A 16,800-nucleotide genomic window follows, 5' to 3' on the forward strand; every position below is an offset into this window, starting at 1 on the left:
AGACGCGACACCGAGACATGGGCAAGACCGGTTACTTCACTCATCGCGACTGCTGGAAGCACGACATGGGCCGGGGTCATCCCGAATGCCCCGAGCGCCTGGATGCCATCGAGGACCGGCTGCTGGCCACCGGCGTCGGCGACGCGCTCGAGCGGCGCGACGTCCCGCTGGCCACGCTGCCGCAGATCACCCGGGCGCACAGCACCGAACACGTCGAATACCTCGAGGCGCTGCACCAGCGGCTGGTGGCCGACGAGCCGGTCGGCGGCCCCGACCATGCGCACATCGACCCCGACACCGCGCTCAACCGCTTCACGCTGCTGGCGGCGCGGCGCGCCGCCGGGGCGGCCATCGCGGCCACCGACGCGGTGATCGCCGGCGAGGTCGAGAACGCCTTCTGCGCCGTGCGTCCGCCCGGCCACCATGCCTGCCGCGAGCAGGCGATGGGCTTCTGCTTCCTCAACAACGTCGCGATCGCGGCGCGCCATGCGCTCGAGGTGCACGGCTTCGACCGCGTGGCCGTGGTCGACTTCGACGTGCACCACGGCAACGGCACCGAAAACATCCTGTCGGACGATCCGCGCGTGCTGATGGTCGGCTTCTTCCAGCATCCGTTCTATCCCTACAGCGGCACCGAGCATCCGGCTTCGAACATGCTCAACCTGCCGATCCCGGCCTACACCAAGGGCATGGACGTGCGCGAGATGATCGAGGCGATCTGGATGCCCCGGCTCGAGGCGTTCCGGCCGCAGATGGTGTTCGTGAGCGCGGGTTTCGATGCGCACCGGGACGACGATCTCGGGCAGCTCGGTCTCAACGAGAACGACTTCGCCTGGATCACCGACCGCATCCGCGACGTGGCGCGCCGCCATTCGCGCGGACGCATCGTCTCGATGCTCGAGGGCGGCTACAACCTCGACGCGCTCGCGCGCAGCGTGGAAGCGCACATCCGGGTGCTGGCCGACCTCTGATTCGAAGGGCGCGGGCGCACCCCGGTGGTGCGCCGAGCGCGCCGTGTGTGGGCCCGGCCCCTTTTGCTGCAAGAGATGAACTTCAACGACTTCACCCAACGACTCGCGCAGGTCGACGCGCGCGGCATCGCCATCGAGCTGGCCGCGCTCGCCGCCTGTATCGCCCTGGCCTGGGGCATCTGCCGCTGGTTCGGACGCGACCAGCCCAAGGACTCGATCTGGTTCGGCGAGCGCACCTTCGACGGCGTGCTGTTCCCGCTCCTGGCGCTGGTGTTCGCCGAACTCGCGCGGCGGCTGGTGGCCGAGTACCAGACGATCCTGGTGCTGCGCATCGGCGTCTCGGTGTTCCTGTCGCTGGCCGTCATCCGGCTGTTCGCGCGCGTGCTGCGCGCCGTGTTCCCGGCCTCCAACCTCGTGCGGCTGCTCGAGCGCACCATCTCGTGGCTGGCCTGGGCCGCGGCCGTGCTGTGGATCATCGGCCTGCTGCCGCCGGTGCTGGCCGAGCTCGACGACATCACGCTGGCCTTCGGCAAGACCCGGGTGAGCCTGCAGACCATCATCCAGGGCGCGCTGTCGGCCGGCCTGGTGCTGGTGATCGCGCTGTGGATCGCCTCGACGATCGAGAAGCGCATCCTGCGCGAGGCCGTCACCGACCTGTCGATGCGCAAGGTGGCCTCGAACGCGGTGCGCGCGCTGCTGCTGCTCGTGGGCCTGCTGTTCGCGCTGTCGGCGGTGGGCGTGGACCTCACGGCGCTGTCGGTGCTCGGCGGCGCGCTCGGCGTCGGCCTGGGCTTCGGCCTGCAGAAGCTGGCGGCCAATTACGTGAGCGGCTTCGTGATCCTGCTCGAGCGCTCGATCCGCATCGGCGACAACGTCAAGGTCGACACCTTCGAGGGCCGCATCACCGACATCAAGACCCGCTACACGCTGATCCGCGCCGGCAACGGCCGCGAGGCGATCGTGCCGAACGAATCGCTGATCACCTCGCGCGTGGAGAACCTGTCGATCGCGGACCGCAAGTTCAACATCACGACCAGCATCGTGGTCGGCTACGAGAGCGACGTGGCGCAGGTGCAGGCCATCCTCTGCGACGCCGCCAAGGCCCAGTCGCGCGTGATGACCGATCCGGCGCCCGTGGCCTTCCTCATGAACTTCGCGCCCGACGGGCTGGAATTCACGCTGAACTTCTGGGTCGCCGATCCCGACAAGGGCAAGGACAACCTGCGCTCGGCGATCAACGTCGCGATCCTCGAAGGCCTGCGCGCTGCGAAGATCGACATTCCCTATCCGCAGCGCGTTCTGCGCGTCGAATCGCTGCCGCCCGGGATTTCGCCACCGGCGGACGCTGCCTTATAATCGAGGAAAAGCACGACCGTTCTTTTTTCGCCCCGCGGCGTGAATCGGAATGAGATCAGAGACGGCAAAGGTCGCGTCCTAAAATGACCGGTTGCTCTCAGAGCCCCCTTTTTGCAATCCCAATGGAGTCAAGTCAATGAAGGTTCTTGTGCCTGTCAAACGGGTCGTCGACTACAACGTGAAGGTGCGCGTCAAGAGCGACGGCACGGGCGTGGACATCGCCAACGTCAAGATGAGCATGAACCCCTTCGACGAGATCGCCGTCGAAGAGGCCGTGCGCCTGAAGGAGAAGGGCGTGGTGACCGAGGTCATCGCCGTCTCGTGCGGTGACGCCAAGTCGCAGGAAACCCTGCGCACCGCGATGGCCATCGGCGCCGACCGCGGCATCCTGGTCGGACCTCGGAAGAGCTGCAGCCTCTGGCCGTCGCCAAGCTGCTCAAGGCGCTGGTCGACAAGGAACAGCCCTCGCTCATCATCCTGGGCAAGCAAGCGATCGACGACGATGCCAACCAGACCGGCCAGATGCTGGCCGCGCTGGCCGACCTGCCCCAAGCCACCTTCGCCTCGAAGGTCGAAGTCGCAGGCGACAAGGCCAACGTCACGCGCGAAGTCGACGGCGGTCTCGAGACCGTCTCGCTCACGCTGCCGGCCGTCATCACGACCGACCTGCGCCTGAACGAGCCGCGCTACGTCACGCTGCCCAACATCATGAAGGCCAAGAAGAAGCAGCTCGACACCTTCAAGCCCGAGGACCTCGGCGTGGACGTCAAGCCGCGGCTGAAGACTCTGAAGGTCTCGGAACCGCCGAAGCGCGGCGCCGGCATCAAGGTGCCCGACGTGGCGACCCTGGTGGACAAGCTGAAGAACGAAGCCAAAGTGATCTGAGGAAGACAACGAACATGACCGCACTCGTCATTGCCGAACACGACCACGCCAGCATCAAGCCGGCCACCCTCAACACCGTGACCGCCGCGCTCGCCTGCGGTGGCGACGTCCACGTGCTCGTGGCCGGTGCCAACGCGGCCGAAGCCGCCAAGGCCGCTGCGCAGATCGCCGGTGTCAGCAAGGTCATCGCCGCTGACAGCCCGAGCCTCGCCGAGAACCTGGCCGAGAACGTCGCGGCTCAGGTGCTGGCCATCGCCGGCAACTACAGCCACATCCTGTTCCCCTCGACCGCCAACGGCAAGAACGTCGCGCCGCGCGTCGCCGCCAAGCTCGATGTCGCGCAGATCAGCGACATCACCAAGGTCGACAGCCCCGACACCTTCGAGCGTCCGATCTATGCGGGCAATGCGATCGCCACCGTGCAGAGCAGCGATGCCACCAAGGTCATCACCGTTCGCACCACCGGCTTCGACGCCGCAGCCGCCACCGGTGGCAGCGCAGCGATCGAAACCGCCGAAGGCGTGGCCGACAGCGGCAAGAGCAGCTTCGTGGGCCGCGAGGTCACGAAGAGCGAACGCCCCGAGCTGACGGCCGCCAAGATCATCGTCTCGGGTGGCCGCGCCCTGGGCAGCGCCGAGAAGTTCACCGAGGTGATGGCCCCGCTGGCCGACAAGCTCAACGCGGGCCTCGGTGCCAGCCGCGCCGCGGTCGACGCGGGCTACGCGCCGAACGACTGGCAAGTGGGCCAGACCGGCAAGATCGTCGCGCCGCAGCTGTACATCGCAGCGGGTATCTCGGGCGCGATCCAGCATCTGGCCGGCATGAAGGACTCGAAGGTGATCGTCGCGATCAACAAGGACGAGGAAGCGCCGATCTTCTCGGTGGCCGACTACGGCCTCGTGGCCGACCTGTTCACGGCCGTGCCGGAACTGGTCAAGGCGCTCTGATCGCCTCCATGCGTTAAGCCACAGGGCATCGTTCGCGATGCCCTTTTACATCCGCAGTATCGGGAGACATGAGATGAGCTACACCGCCCCCCTCAAGGACATGCTGTTCGACATCGAGCACCTGGCCAACATCGGCGAGATCGCCAGGCTGCCCGGCTTCGAGGACGCCGGCCTCGAGACCGCGCAGGCCGTGCTCGAGGAATGCGCGCGCTTCAACCAGGACGTGATCGCGCCGCTCAACGTCGCGGGCGACCGCAATCCCTCGTCGTTCAAGGACGGCGAGGTCACGACCACGGCCGGCTTCAAGGACGCCTTCGCGCAGTACGTGTCGGGCGGCTGGCAGGGCCTGCAGCATCCGGCCGACTTCGGCGGCCAGGGCCTGCCCAAGACCATCGGCGCCGCCTGCGGCGAGATGCTCAATTCGGCCGAACATGAGCTTCGCGCTGTGCCCGCTGCTCAGCGACGGCGCCATCGAGGCGCTGCTGACCGCGGGCTCCGACGAGCTCAAGGCCACCTACCTCGAGAAGCTCGTGAGCGGCCAGTGGACCGGCACGATGAACCTCACCGAGCCGCAGGCCGGCAGCGACCTCGCGCTGGTGCGCAGCCGCGCCGAGCCGCAGCCCGACGGCAGCTACAAGGTCTTCGGCACCAAGATCTTCATCACCTACGGCGAGCACGACATGGCCGAGAACATCGTGCACCTCGTGCTGGCGCGCGTGAGCGGCGCGCCCGAGGGCGTGAAGGGCATCAGCCTGTTCGTGGTGCCGAAGTTCCTGCTGAACGCCGACGGTTCGCCGGGCGCGCGCAACGACGTGCACTGCGTGAGCATCGAGCACAAGATGGGCATCAAGGCCTCGCCGACCGCGGTGCTGCAGTACGGCGACCACGGCGGTGCCGTCGGCTACCTCGTGGGCCAGGAGAACCGCGGCCTCGAGTACATGTTCATCATGATGAACTCGGCCCGCTACGCGGTGGGCATGCAGGGCATCGCGATCGCCGAGCGCGCCTACCAGCATGCGGTGGCCTACGCCAGGGAGCGCGTGCAGAGCCGCCCGGTCGACGGCTCGATCAATGCGAGCGCGGCGATCATCCATCACCCCGACGTGAAGCGCATGCTGATGACCATGCGTGCCTACACCGAAGGCTGCCGCGCCATGGCCAGCGTGGCCGCCGCGGCCTACGATGCCGCGCACCACCATCCCGATGCCGACGCGCGCAAGCAGAACCAGGCCTTCTACGAATTCATGGTGCCGCTGGTCAAGGGCTACAGCACCGAGATGAGCCTCGAGGTGACCTCGCTGGGCGTGCAGGTGCATGGCGGCATGGGCTTCATCGAGGAGACCGGCGCGGCGCAGTACTACCGCGACGCGAAGATCCTCACGATCTACGAAGGCACGACCGCGATCCAGGCCAACGACCTCGTGGGCCGCAAGACCGCGCGCGACGGCGGCCAGACCGCCAAGGCCATCGCCGCGCAGATCGAGAAGACCGAGGCCGAGCTCGCGAAGAGCGACAGCGCCGCCGCCAAGGCCGTGCTCAAGCGCCTGAAGGCCGCGCGCGAGGCCTTCGTCGAGGTGGTGGATTTCGTCGCGGGCCAGACCAAGGCCTCGCCCAACGCGGTGTTCGCGGGCAGCGTGCCCTACCTGATGCTCGCGGGCAACCTGGTGGCCGGCTGGCAGCTGGCGCGTTCGCTGATCGTGGCGCAGGACCAGGCCTCGCACAACGTCGACGTCGACTTCATGCAGGCCAAGATCACGACCGCGCGCTTCTATGCCGAGCACATCCTCGCGAAGGCGCCGGGCCTGCGCGACAGCATCGTCGACGGCGCCGAGAGCGTGAACGCGCTGGCGCTCGAGGCCTTCTGACATCCGGACTTCCGTACGCGAAGGTCGCAAAGGTTACGCAAAGGACGCGAAAGAGAAATCAAAATTTGATTTTGCTTTTGCGCACTTCGCGGAATCTTCGCGTCCTCCGCGTCCGGCTGTCCGCTCCCGAATTCAACAACCCCTGAGACAACGACCATGTCGAAACTGCCCCCCGTGCTCGCGAACCTGCCGCTGCCGATCATCGGCTCGCCGCTGTTCATCATCAGCAACCCCAAGCTCGTGATCGCGCAATGCAAGGCCGGCGTGGTCGGCTCGATGCCGGCGCTCAACGCGCGGCCCGCGGCGCAGCTCGAGGAGTGGCTGATCGAGATCACCGAGGAGCTCGCGGCCTACAACAAGGCCAACCCGGACAAACCCGCCGCGCCCTTCGCGATCAACCAGATCGTGCACAAGAGCAACGACCGCCTCGAGCACGACATGGAGATGGTCGTGAAGTACAAGGTGCCGATCGTCATCACCTCGCTGGGCGCGCGCACCGACGTCAACGACGCGGTCCACAGCTACGGCGGCGTGACCTTGCATGACGTGATCAACAACAAGTTCGCGCAGAAGGCGATCGAGAAGGGCGCCGACGGCATCGTCGCGGTGGCGGCCGGTGCCGGCGGCCACGCGGGCATCAAGAGCCCGTTCGCGCTGATCCAGGAAATCCGCCAGTGGTTCGACGGACCCGTCGCGCTGTCGGGCTCGATCGCCACCGGCGGCGCGGTGCTCGCGGCGCAGGCCATGGGCGCCGACTTCGCCTACATCGGCACCGCCTTCATCGCCACCGAGGAAGCGCGCGCGAGCGACGCCTACAAGCAGGCCATCGTCGAGGGCACTTCGGACGACATCGTCTACTCGAGCCTGTTCACCGGCGTGCACGGCAACTACCTCGCGCCCAGCATCGTCAACGCCGGCATGGACCCGGCGAACCTGCCCGAGGGCGACGTGAAGACCATGAGCTTCTCGGGCGGCGAGGGCAGCAAGGCCAAGGCCTGGAAGGACATCTGGGGCTCGGGCCAGGGCATCGGCGCGATCAGCGAGGTGTCGAGCGCCGGCGTCTTCATCGAGAAGCTCAAGCGCGAATACCAGGAGGCTCGCCAGCGGCTCGCGCTTTGAGAACGCGTTCCTAGCGTGCACGACCTGCCGGCACCCGCGGCGACAGCCGCAGCTGCTCCCGCCGCGCGGCGGGAGCGCATGCCGCTGCTCGACGCGGCCAAGGGGCTCGCGTGCGCGGTGATCGTCGGGCATCACCTCTCGCGCTACGGGCCGATGCCCGCCGGCGCTTTCCCGCTCGCGCCCGACTTCCTGGGCTGGCTGGCCAACGACGGTCGGCTCGCGGTCCAGATCTTCCTCGTGATCGCCGGCTTCCTCGCCGCGGCCAGCCTCGCGCCCGACGGGCTGCTGCGCATCGACCGCCCGTTCGTGCGCATCTTCCAGCGCTACGGCCGGCTGGTGATGCCCTACCTCGCCGCGCTCACCGTCTGCGTGCTGGTGGCAGCCGCGGTGCGGCCCTGGCTCGACGCCGACCTCGTGCCGGCCTCGCCGAGCATCGGCCAGCTGCTCGCGCACGGGCTGCTGCTGCAGGACCTGCTGGGCTACGAGGCGCTGTCCACCGGCGTCTGGTACGTGGCGATCGACTTCCAGCTGTTCGCGCTGGCGCTCACCTTGATCGGCCTGCCGGCGCTGCTCGCGCCCCCGGCCGACCAGGCGGCGCGGCCCGGCGAGGCCAGGCGCCGGCGCTGGCTCGCGGTCGCGCTGGTGCTCGGCGTGGCCGTCGCATCGCTGGCGTTGTTCAACCGCGAGTCCGAGCTCGACGACACCGCCTTCTATTTCTTCGGCGCCTACGGCCTCGGCATGCTGGTGTTCTGGATCGGCCGCGCCACGCGCGCGAGCACCTGGCAGAGCGCGGTCGCCTTGCTGCTGCTGGTGGGCACGGGCGCGCTGGCGCTCGAATGGCGTAGCCGCATCGCGACCGCGTTGGTCACGGCGCTGCTGATCGCGGTGGCGCAGCGCCGGCAGTGGCTGTCGCCGCCGCGCTGGCCGCTGGCGGCGGTCGCGCTGCAGCGGCTGGGGCGCATGTCCTATTCGCTGTTCCTGATCCACTTCCCGGTGCTGCTCGCGGTGAATGCCGCGGTGGTGCGGCTCGGGCCGCACGCGCCCTGGATCGACGGGCTCGGCATGCTCGCGACCTTCGGCCTGTCGATCGCCGCGGCCGCGCTCCTGTACCGCTGGGTCGAGGCCCGGCCGGCCTCGTGGCGCGCCGTCGCCGCGCTGTTCGCGGGGCTGCTGATCAGCGGCATCGTCGTCTCGCACTGACATCCCGCCGGCCGCTCTGGCCGGACGCGTTCCTTCGTTGACTTGCGCCTGCCCGCCGAAGCGAGCAGGCTTCGCCGTGCTCGCTGTCCGGTCAGGTTTTCGGTATCATTGTGGAAATTTCAGTAAATACTGAAAATTCACGAAATCAAAAACAGATGAACCCTTCCGCCCACCGTCGACCCCTGCGTGCCCTGGCCCGGCCGGAGATCGGTGGCGTGGTGCAGGGCGCGGCCGCGCTGTTGTGGCTGCCGCAGGCGGCGCTGCTGGCGGGGGCGGTGCAGGCGCTGGCCGATGGCGGCGGGCTGGCCGCGGTGCTGTGGCCCGCGCTCGGCATCCTCCTGTTCGGCTGGCTGCGCGCCGGCTGCGAAGCCTGGGGCGCGCGGCGCACCTTCGGACGGGCACGCGCTCGGCTCTCGGACTTGCGCGCCCAGGCCGCGGAAGCACTGGCCGGTGCGTCGCCGCTCGACCGCGGACGCGTGCCCTCGGGCCTGGCCGCGAGCGCGCTGGCCGAGCAGGCCGAGGCGCTGGTGCCGTACCTGGTGCGCTACCAGCCCGCGCGCTGGCGCGCCACCGTGGTGCCGCTCGCGATCCTCGCCGCGGTCGCGAGCCAGACCTGGGTGGCGGCGCTGGTGCTGCTGTTCGCGGCGCCGCTGATCCCGCTGTTCATGGCCATCGTCGGCTGGCGCGCCAAGGCGGCCAGCGAGGCGCAGATGGTGCAGATGGGCGGCATGAACGCCTTCCTGCTCGATCGCCTGCGCGGCCTCGCGACCCTGCGCGCGCTCGGCGCGGTCGATGCCACGGCGGCGCGGCTCGCCGACTCGGCGCAGTCGCTGCGCGAACGCACCATGGCCGTGCTGCGCATCGCCTTCCTGTCCTCGGCCGTGCTCGAGCTGTTCTCGGCGCTGGGCGTGGCGATGGTCGCGGTCTACGTCGGCTTCCACCTGCTGGGCACGCTGGGCTTCGGCACCTGGAACGGGCCGCTGAGCCTGGGCCAGGGCCTGTTCGTGCTGCTGCTCGCGCCGGCCTTCTTCGAACCGCTGCGCGAACTCTCGGCCGTGTGGCACGACCGCGCGGCGGGCGAGGCCGCGCTCGAAGCGCTCGAGGGCCTGCGGCGCGAGGCGCTGCCGCTGCCGGGCGCCCACGCGCCGGACATGCACCTGGTCTCGGTGCAGCCGTCGAACGCCGCGCCCTCGGTGGTCGTGCACGACCTGCATTTCGCGTGGCCCGGCGAATCGCGCCGCGTGTTCGAAGGCTGCGAGCTGCGCGTCGCCGCGGGCGAGCACATCGCGCTGGCCGGCGCCAGCGGTGCCGGCAAGACCGCGCTGCTGTCGCTGCTCGCGGGCCTGGTGCCGGCGCAGCAGGGCGAGATCCTGATCGGCGGCGTGCCGATGAACGACCGCACGGCCGCCGCGCTGCGTGCGCGCATCGGCTGGATGGGCCAGAGGCCGCATGTGTTCGCGGGCCCGGTCGCCGCCAATGTCGCGTTGGGCCGCGCGCTCGACGCGCTCAGCGTCGAAGCCGCGATGCGTTTCGCGCAACTCGAGCACGTCGCGCAGGCGCATCCGGGGCGCGGCGCTGGGCGAGGGCGGCCTGGGCCTGTCGGGCGGCGAGGCCGTGCGCCTCGCGCTGGCGCGCATCGCGGTCCATCCGCAGGCCGACCTGCTGCTGGTCGACGAGCCCACCGCCCACCTCGACACCGAGACCGCGCGGCGCGTGGCCGATGCGCTGCTCGCGCTCGCGCGCGGCCGCACGATGATCGTAGCCACGCACGACCCCGCGCTGGCCGCGCGCCTGGACCGCGTCGTGCAGCTCGGCGCCGATGCCGCGGAGAAGGCCGCATGAAGCCGAACACGCAACGTCACGCCGGCGAATTGCGCCTGGTGCTGCGCCCCTTCTTCGCGGCCCAGTCGCGCGCCTTGCGCTGGGGCGCGCTGCTGGCCGCGGTGACCGTGCTCACGGGCATGGCGCTGCTCGGGCTCTCGGGCTGGTTCATCACCGCCACCGCGCTCGCGGGCCTGCATGCGGCCACGGCCTTCACCTTCGACGTGTTCGCGCCCTCGGCCGGTATCCGGCTGCTGGCGCTGGGCCGCACCGCCTCGCGCTACGGCGAACGGCTGGTCACGCACGATGCCCACCTTCGGCGCGCTGGCCGCGCTGCGCGTGCGGCTGTTTCGCGGCTGGGCGCGGGCCGAGGCGGCACGCGCGCTGGCGCTGCGTCCGGCGCGCCTGCTGTTCCGGCTGACCAGCGACATCGATGCGCTCGAGTCGCTCTACCTGCGCCTGCTGGTGCCGGCCGCCGCCGCGCTCGGCGCCGCGTTGCTGGCTGGCGTGGTACTCGGCACGATGCAGGCCGCGATGGGCGCGGCGCTCGCGGCCTGGCTCGTGACCGTCGGCTGGGCCTGGCCTTCGCGGTGTCGCGCCGCGCGCGCCGTCCCGCCCTGCCGGCCGCGCGCGCGCGCCATCGAAACCCTGCGCGAGCGCGCGGCCGACCTGGTGGCCGGCCAGACCGAACTGGCGATGGCCGGCCGCCTCGATGCACAGCGCGAGGCGCTGGCCGCGGCCGACCAACGGCTGGCGCGTGCCGACCTTGCGCTCAACCGGCTCGAGAGCACGGCCGGCCTGGCATACGGCGGCGCGGGCACGCTCACGCTGGTGGCGGTGCTGCTCGCGGTGGCGGCGCTGGTGGGCGAGGGCGCGATCGGCGCACCCGCCGCGGCGCTCTGCGCGCTGCTCGTGGCGCTCACCGCGCTCGAACCCTTCGCGGCCTTGCGCCGCGGCGCGCTCGACGCGGGCCGCACCTGGCTCGCGGTGCGTCGCCTGGCGCCGCGCATGGCGCAGGAAGACACGCCCATCGCGCCCCGGCTTCCTGAGGACGCATCGCTCGCGCTGCGCCTCGACGCCATCGAGGCCTTCCACCGCGCCAGCGCCCGTGCCCGCGCTCGAAGACCTGTCGTTGACCATCGCCGAAGGCGAGCGCGTCGCCATCGTCGGCCCCAGCGGCAGCGGCAAGTCGACGCTGCTCTCGGTGATCGCGGGCGAGCTCGCGCCGCGCCGCGGCGAGGTGGCCGCGCAGCCGTGCTGCCTGCTGACTCAGCGCACCGAACTGTTCGAGGACACGCTGCGCGACAACCTGCGGCTGGCCGATCCCGCCGCGAACGACGAACAACTTGTGGGCCGTGCTGCAGGCCGCGGGCCTGGCCGACGACGTGCGCGATCTGTCGGCCGGTCTGTCCACGCGCCTCGGCGAAGGCGGCCTCGGCCTCTCGGGCGGCCAGTCGCGCCGCCTCGCGCTCGCGCGCCTGTTCCTGCGCCCGGGTACCGCTGTGGCTGTTCGACGAGCCCACCGAGGCGCTCGACGCCGGGGTCGCGCACGACGTGCTGCAGCGCCTCGCGCGCCACGCCGAGGGCCGCACGCTCGTGATCGCCACCCACCTGCGCCGCGAGGCCGCGCTCGCCGACCGGCTGCTGCGCATCGAGGACGGCCGTGTCGTCGCCGACCTGCGGCGCGGCAGCGAGGCCTTCGAGCAGGCACTGCGGCAACTGCGCGCCGATTGAACGACACCGAAGCCACGCCAACCACTCCACCACGAAGAACACAGGGAACACCAAGGAAGCCATCATGGACCCGACATCGTCGCCTTGTCGCGACTTCAATTCGCCGTCACGGCGCTCTACCACTTCCTCTTCGTCCCGTTGACGCTGGGCCTCTCGGTCGTCATCGCGATCATGGAGACCGTCTACGTCATGACGGGCCGCGTGATCTGGCGCGACATGACGAAATTCTGGGCGTGCTGTTCGGCATCAACTTCGCGATGGCGTCGCCACCGGCGTGGTGATGGAGTTCCAGTTCGGCATGAACTGGAGCTACTACAGCCACTACGTGGGCGACATCTTCGGCGCGCCGCTGGCCATCGAAGGCCTGATGGCCTTCTTCATGGAGGCGACCTTCGTCGGCCTGTTTCTTCGGCTGGGACCGGCTCTCCAAGGTCGGCCACCTCGCCACCACCTGGGCCGTGGCCATCGGCTCCAACTTCTCGGCGCTGTGGATCCTGATCGCCAATGGCTGGATGCAGAACCCGGTGGGCGCGGCCTTCAATCCGCAGACCATGCGCATGGAGGTCACCGATTTCGCCGCCGTGCTGACCAACCCCGTGGCGCAGGCCAAGTTCGTGCACACGGTGTCGGCCGGCTATGTCTGCGCGGCGGTGTTCGTGCTGGGCATCTCGGCCCGGTACCTGCTGAGGGCGCCACATCGAGCTCGCCAAGCGCTCGATGACCGTGGCCGCCTCCTTCGGCCTCGCGGCCTCGCTGTCGGTGGTGGTGCTGGGCGACGAGAGCGGCTACCTCTCGACCGAGCACCAGAAGATGAAGCTCGCGGCCATCGAGGCCATGTGGGAAGACCCAGCCCGCGCCCGCGGCCTTCACCGCCTTCGGCTTTCCCGACCAGGCCGGCGCGCGAGACCCACTACGCGATCCACATCCCGGGCGTGATGGGGCTGATCGGCACGCGCTCGCTCAGCACCGTGATCCCGGGCATCGACGAGCTCGTGAAGCGCGCCGAAGCTCGCATCCGCGAGGGCATCAAGGCCTACGACGCGCTGCAGAAGATCCGCGAGGCCGGCGGCAAGCCGGTCACGCAGGGCGTGCGCGACGCCTTCGAGAACAACGGCGTCGACATGGGCTATGCGCTGCTGCTCAAGCGCTACGTGGACGATCCGCGCCAGGCCACCGACGAGCAGATCGCCAAGGCGGCCTGGGACACGGTGCCCGCAGGTGGCGCCGCTGTTCTGGCTGTTCCGCATCATGGTGGGCATCGGCATGTTGCTGATCCTTCTCGACCGGCACCTTCTTCCGTGCTGTCGGCGCGCCGCACGCTGGACCGCCACCGCTGGCTGCTCAAGGCCGCGGTGATCGCGATCCCGCTGCCATGGATCGCGGCGGAGGCCGGCTGGCTGGCGGCCGAGTTCGGCCGCCAGCCCTGGGTGATCGAGGGCGTGCTGCCGACCGCGGTGGCGGTCTCGAACATCGGCATCAAGTCGGTGCTGTTCACGCTCGCGGGCTTCGTCGCCATCTACACCGTGCTGCTGGTCATCGAGCTCAAGCTGATGGTCAAGGCGATCCGCAAGGGGCCGGTCGCCGAGCACTCGCCCGACGAGGGCGACGCGCGTTCGCACGTTCCGCCCGCCCACGCCGTCTCGACCACCGGGAGCGCCGCATGATCCTCCACACACTCCTCGACTACGACACCCTGCGCTTCATCTGGTGGGCGCTGATCGGCGTGCTGCTGGTCGGCTTCGCCGTCACCGACGGCTTCGACCTCGGCAGCGGCATGCTGTTGCCGTTCGCAGCGCGCAACGACGTCGAGCGCCGGCTCGTCATCAACAGCGTGGGCCCGGTCTGGGAAGGCAACCAGGTCTGGCTGATCCTCGGCGGCGGCGCGGTGTTCGCGGCCTGGCCGCAGCTCTACGCCGTCTCGTTCTCGGGCTTCTACCTCGCGATGTTCGTCGTGCTCTCGGCGCTGATCCTGCGGCCGGTGGCCTTCAAGTTCCGCAGCAAGCGCGAGTCGCCGCAATGGCGCGCGCGCTGGGACGGCGTACTGTTCTTCAGCGGCCTGGTGCCCGCGCTGATCTTCGGCGTGGCGGTGGGCAACGTGCTGCAGGGCGTGCCGTTCCGCTTCGCGACCGACATGCACATCCACTACGACGGCAGCTTCCTCGGCCTGCTCAACCCCTTCGCGCTGCTGTGCGGGCTGGTGTCGGTGGCGATGATGGCGATGCACGGCGCGGCCTGGCTGCAGCTGAAGACCGCCGGGCCCGTGGCCGAGCGCTCGCGCCGCTACGGCATGGTCGCGGCCGTCGCCACCATCGTGCTCTACGCGGCGGCGGGCTTCTGGATGGCCTCGGCCGTCGGCGGCTACCGCATCACCAGCGTGGTCGACACCGTGGGGCCCTCGAACCCGCTGCTCAAGTCGGTCGAGCTGCAGGCCGGTGCCTGGTTCGCGAACTACGCGGCCCACCCCTGGACCCTGGCCGCGCCGGTGGCCGGCTTCGCGGGCGCGCTGCTGGCACTGGTCGGGCTCGCGCTGCGGCGCGAACTGCTCGCGCTGCTGGCCGGCGCGCTCGGCATCGCCGGCATCATCCTGAGCGTGGGCGCCTCGATGTTCCCGTTCATCCTGCCGTCCTCGATCGATCCGCGCGCCAGCCTCACCGTGTGGGACTCGTCCTCGAGCCACCTCACGCTGTTCATCATGCTGGTGGTCACGGCCATCTTCATCCCGCTGATCGTGGCCTACACGACCTGGGTCTACCACGTGCTGTGGGGCAAGGTCGACGAGAAGGCGATCCCGCGAGGAACGCGGTCACGCGTACTGATTGCAAGGAAGGAAAAGAACGATGTGGTACTTCGCCTGGATCCTCGGCCTGCCGCTGGCGGCCGCCTTCGCGGTGCTCAATGCGATGTGGTTCGAGCTGATGGCCGACGACGCCATCCGCAAGGAGAAATTCGAGATGCCTGAAACGCCGGAGGGGCAGGAAAGGCTCTGAAAGCGGACAGCCGGACGCAGAGGGCGCGAAGGTTTCGCGAAGAACGCAAAAGGGTCAAGGAAGAAATTTCAAATGTCTTCTTTCGCGACCTTCGCGGAATCTTTGCGTCCTTCGCGTCCTTGTCCCCGTATTCGACAGCCTCAATCTGTCGCAGGCTTCTTCTTCCTCGATGCACCCCCCGTGATCCGGTCCTTGAGCGTCAGCACCTTGGTCACGGTCGAGCCCATGCCCATGAGCTGCATCGCGGTCTCGGGCGACAGCCGCTGCACGTCGTCGAACCACTTCATCAGCCGGTCGATCAGGTCGTGCATCTCGCGCATGCGCTCCTGCGCATGGCGCTCGGCCTCGCTGTGGGGCGACTCAGCAGGGCGTTGCGCAGCATCGAGAGCGTGGGCTCGATCTCGCGGCGGCGGCGCTCCTCGGCCAGCACGCGGAAGATCTCCCACACGTCCGACGGTGCCTCGAAGTATTCGCGCCGGTCGCCGGGCTGGTGGCGCAGGCGCACCAGGCGCCAGGCCTGTAGCTCTTTCAGGCCCATGCTCACGTTGGAGCGCGAGAACTCGAGCAGCTCGGCGATCTCGTCGGCATTGAGCGGACGTTCCGAGAGGAAGATCAGCGCGTAGATCTGGCCGACGGTGCGGTTGATGCCCCACTTGCTGCCCATCTCGCCGAAATGGGCGACGAACTGGCGGTTGAGCGGGGGCAGGTCGGAGGTGGGAGGCATGGGGCGATTGTCGCCCGGGCCTTGCGGTGGTTCCGGAACCTTCTGAAAACTCAGGGCGCCGGCAGGGAATCGCCACCGCCCGCCGCGGCCACGCGCCGCCGGTACGAGCCCGGCGCGCCGCCGGTCCAGGTCTTGAAGGCGCGCTGGAAGGCCGCGCTGTCGGCAAAGCCCAGCTCCGCGGCCAGCGCCGCCAGCGGCACCGCGCTGGTGGCCAGCCGCACGATCGCCACGTCGCGCCGCAGCTGGTCCTTGAGCGCCTGGAACGAGGTGCTCTCGGTCGCCAGGTGGCGCTGCAGGGTGCTGACCGACATGTGCAGGCAGGCGGCCACGGTCGCGAGGTCGGCCCAGGCCGGGCGCTTCTGCTGCAGGATCTCGCGCACCCGGGCGCTGATGGGCTGCTCGGCCAGCCGCGGCAGGATCACGTTGCCGGGCGAGGCCGCGAGGAAGTCGCGGATCGCATGCGCGTCGCGGTGCATTGGCGTGCGCAGTGCCTCGGCGTCGAACCACACGGCCGAGCAGGGCTGGCCGAAGCGCAAGGTGCCCGGGAACACCTGGCATAGCCAGCCGCGTAGGGCGGCAGCGCGAAGCCGAAGTCGAAGCGCCGCGCCGCCAGCCGTCCGCCATGCAGCCAGGCCAGCAGGCGCCAGTACACGCGCAGCATCAGCTCGTGCAGGAAGTTCTGGTGGCCGATCGCCGGGTTCTCGATCGCGATGCCGAAGCCCGCGAGTTCGCCCTCGCGCAGCAGCACCAGCCGCAGGTCGTCCTGCAGCAGGCTGAAGGTGTGGGCCACGCGGCGCAGCGCATGGCCGAAATCGGGGGCGCCAGCGTGGAGCGCGCGATCAGCGCCAGGCTGCCGCGGCGCATCCGGCGCGTTCAGGAAGCACAGCGACTCGTCGTCGAGCCGGTCCATCAGCAGCGCGAACAGCGCCACGTACTGCTCGGCCGTGACGCGCGCGCCCGGCTCGGACAGCAGCGGCGGCGGCACGCCCGCGTCTTCCAGCGCCCGGTCGATGTCGATGGGCGCGGCGGCGCCGCGGGCGCGGATGCCGGAGAGCATGCCTTCGACGAAGGCGACCGGGATGGTGACGGGCGGCTGGAGCATGGAGGAGGGCGATTCGACCGTACACGGGACGCGCCGGGCCGTCGATTGACGTTTTCTGCAATGCGAACGACGCGAAGCGCAATCGCCGG

At 69.7% G+C, this 16,800-nt stretch carries 9 protein-coding genes and 7 pseudogenes; 13 read left to right on the top strand and 3 right to left on the bottom strand.

The window, feature by feature from the left end:
- The first annotated feature begins 17 nt into the window (after nt 1-17).
- From ACHMXE_RS22990 to cydX, 13 genes and pseudogenes are all read left to right on the top strand, one after another.
- Nucleotides 18-971, top strand: a complete 954-nt coding sequence (locus tag ACHMXE_RS22990; protein ID WP_395351489.1) for a histone deacetylase family protein — start codon at nt 18-20, stop codon at nt 969-971.
- Nucleotides 972-1,046: 75 nt separating this feature from the next.
- A complete protein-coding gene (locus tag ACHMXE_RS22995) occupies nt 1,047-2,327 on the top strand; it encodes a mechanosensitive ion channel family protein (protein WP_395351491.1) in 1,281 nt (426 codons plus the stop codon).
- 136 nt (nt 2,328-2,463) lie between these two features.
- Nucleotides 2,464-3,212, top strand: a pseudogene (locus tag ACHMXE_RS23000) (electron transfer flavoprotein subunit beta/FixA family protein).
- Nucleotides 3,213-3,226: 14 nt separating this feature from the next.
- Entirely contained in the window at nt 3,227-4,159 is a 933-nt protein-coding gene (locus ACHMXE_RS23005; protein WP_395351493.1) for an electron transfer flavoprotein subunit alpha/FixB family protein, read from the top strand.
- A 73-nt stretch (nt 4,160-4,232) separates the two neighbouring features.
- Nucleotides 4,233-6,024 (top strand): annotated as a pseudogene (locus tag ACHMXE_RS23010) (acyl-CoA dehydrogenase).
- 156 nt (nt 6,025-6,180) lie between these two features.
- Nucleotides 6,181-7,143, top strand: a complete 963-nt coding sequence (locus ACHMXE_RS23015; protein ID WP_395351495.1) for an NAD(P)H-dependent flavin oxidoreductase — start codon at nt 6,181-6,183, stop codon at nt 7,141-7,143.
- A 78-nt stretch (nt 7,144-7,221) separates the two neighbouring features.
- The gene (locus ACHMXE_RS23020; protein WP_395351497.1) at nt 7,222-8,343 is read left to right on the top strand and encodes an acyltransferase family protein; all 1,122 of its coding nucleotides are present in this window, start codon (nt 7,222-7,224) and stop codon (nt 8,341-8,343) included.
- A 155-nt stretch (nt 8,344-8,498) separates the two neighbouring features.
- Nucleotides 8,499-10,185, top strand: a pseudogene (gene cydD / locus ACHMXE_RS23025) (thiol reductant ABC exporter subunit CydD).
- Nucleotides 10,182-11,898: pseudogene (locus ACHMXE_RS23030) on the top strand (amino acid ABC transporter ATP-binding/permease protein). Before cydD ends, ACHMXE_RS23030 begins: the two co-directional pseudogenes overlap by 4 nt.
- Before the next feature lie 298 nt (nt 11,899-12,196).
- A pseudogene (locus tag ACHMXE_RS23035) lies at nt 12,197-12,834 on the top strand (cytochrome ubiquinol oxidase subunit I).
- Nucleotides 12,834-13,562, top strand: a complete 729-nt coding sequence (locus ACHMXE_RS23040; protein WP_395352765.1) for a cytochrome ubiquinol oxidase subunit I — start codon at nt 12,834-12,836, stop codon at nt 13,560-13,562. Before ACHMXE_RS23035 ends, ACHMXE_RS23040 begins: the two are co-directional and overlap by 1 nt.
- Nucleotides 13,559-14,714, top strand: a pseudogene (gene cydB / locus ACHMXE_RS23045) (cytochrome d ubiquinol oxidase subunit II). The gene ACHMXE_RS23040 and the pseudogene cydB overlap by 4 nt, the downstream one beginning before the upstream one ends.
- A gap of 21 nt (nt 14,715-14,735) precedes the next feature.
- Nucleotides 14,736-14,885, top strand: coding sequence for a cytochrome bd-I oxidase subunit CydX (gene cydX, locus ACHMXE_RS23050; RefSeq protein ID WP_057595803.1), 150 nt, complete (start codon nt 14,736-14,738; stop codon nt 14,883-14,885).
- Between the two features lie 140 nt (nt 14,886-15,025).
- Here the strand turns inward: cydX and ACHMXE_RS23055 are convergent.
- The 3 genes and pseudogenes from ACHMXE_RS23055 to ACHMXE_RS23065 all read right to left on the bottom strand — a co-directional run bounded on the left by ACHMXE_RS23055 (nt 15,026) and on the right by ACHMXE_RS23065 (nt 16,711).
- Nucleotides 15,026-15,609, bottom strand: a pseudogene (locus ACHMXE_RS23055) (GbsR/MarR family transcriptional regulator).
- Nucleotides 15,610-15,659: 50 nt separating this feature from the next.
- On the bottom strand, nt 15,660-16,085 hold the full coding sequence (locus ACHMXE_RS23060; protein WP_395351500.1) for a helix-turn-helix domain-containing protein: 426 nt from the start codon (nt 16,083-16,085) through the stop codon (nt 15,660-15,662).
- Complete coding sequence (locus ACHMXE_RS23065) at nt 16,028-16,711, bottom strand: AraC family transcriptional regulator ligand-binding domain-containing protein (RefSeq protein WP_395351502.1); 684 nt, start codon at nt 16,709-16,711, stop codon at nt 16,028-16,030. The genes ACHMXE_RS23060 and ACHMXE_RS23065 overlap by 58 nt, the downstream gene beginning before the upstream one ends.
- Between the last annotated feature and the right edge of the window lie 89 nt (nt 16,712-16,800).

This window comes from Variovorax sp. UC122_21 (assembly GCF_044056785.1).
In the GTDB taxonomy this organism is placed as follows: domain Bacteria; phylum Pseudomonadota; class Gammaproteobacteria; order Burkholderiales; family Burkholderiaceae_C; genus Variovorax.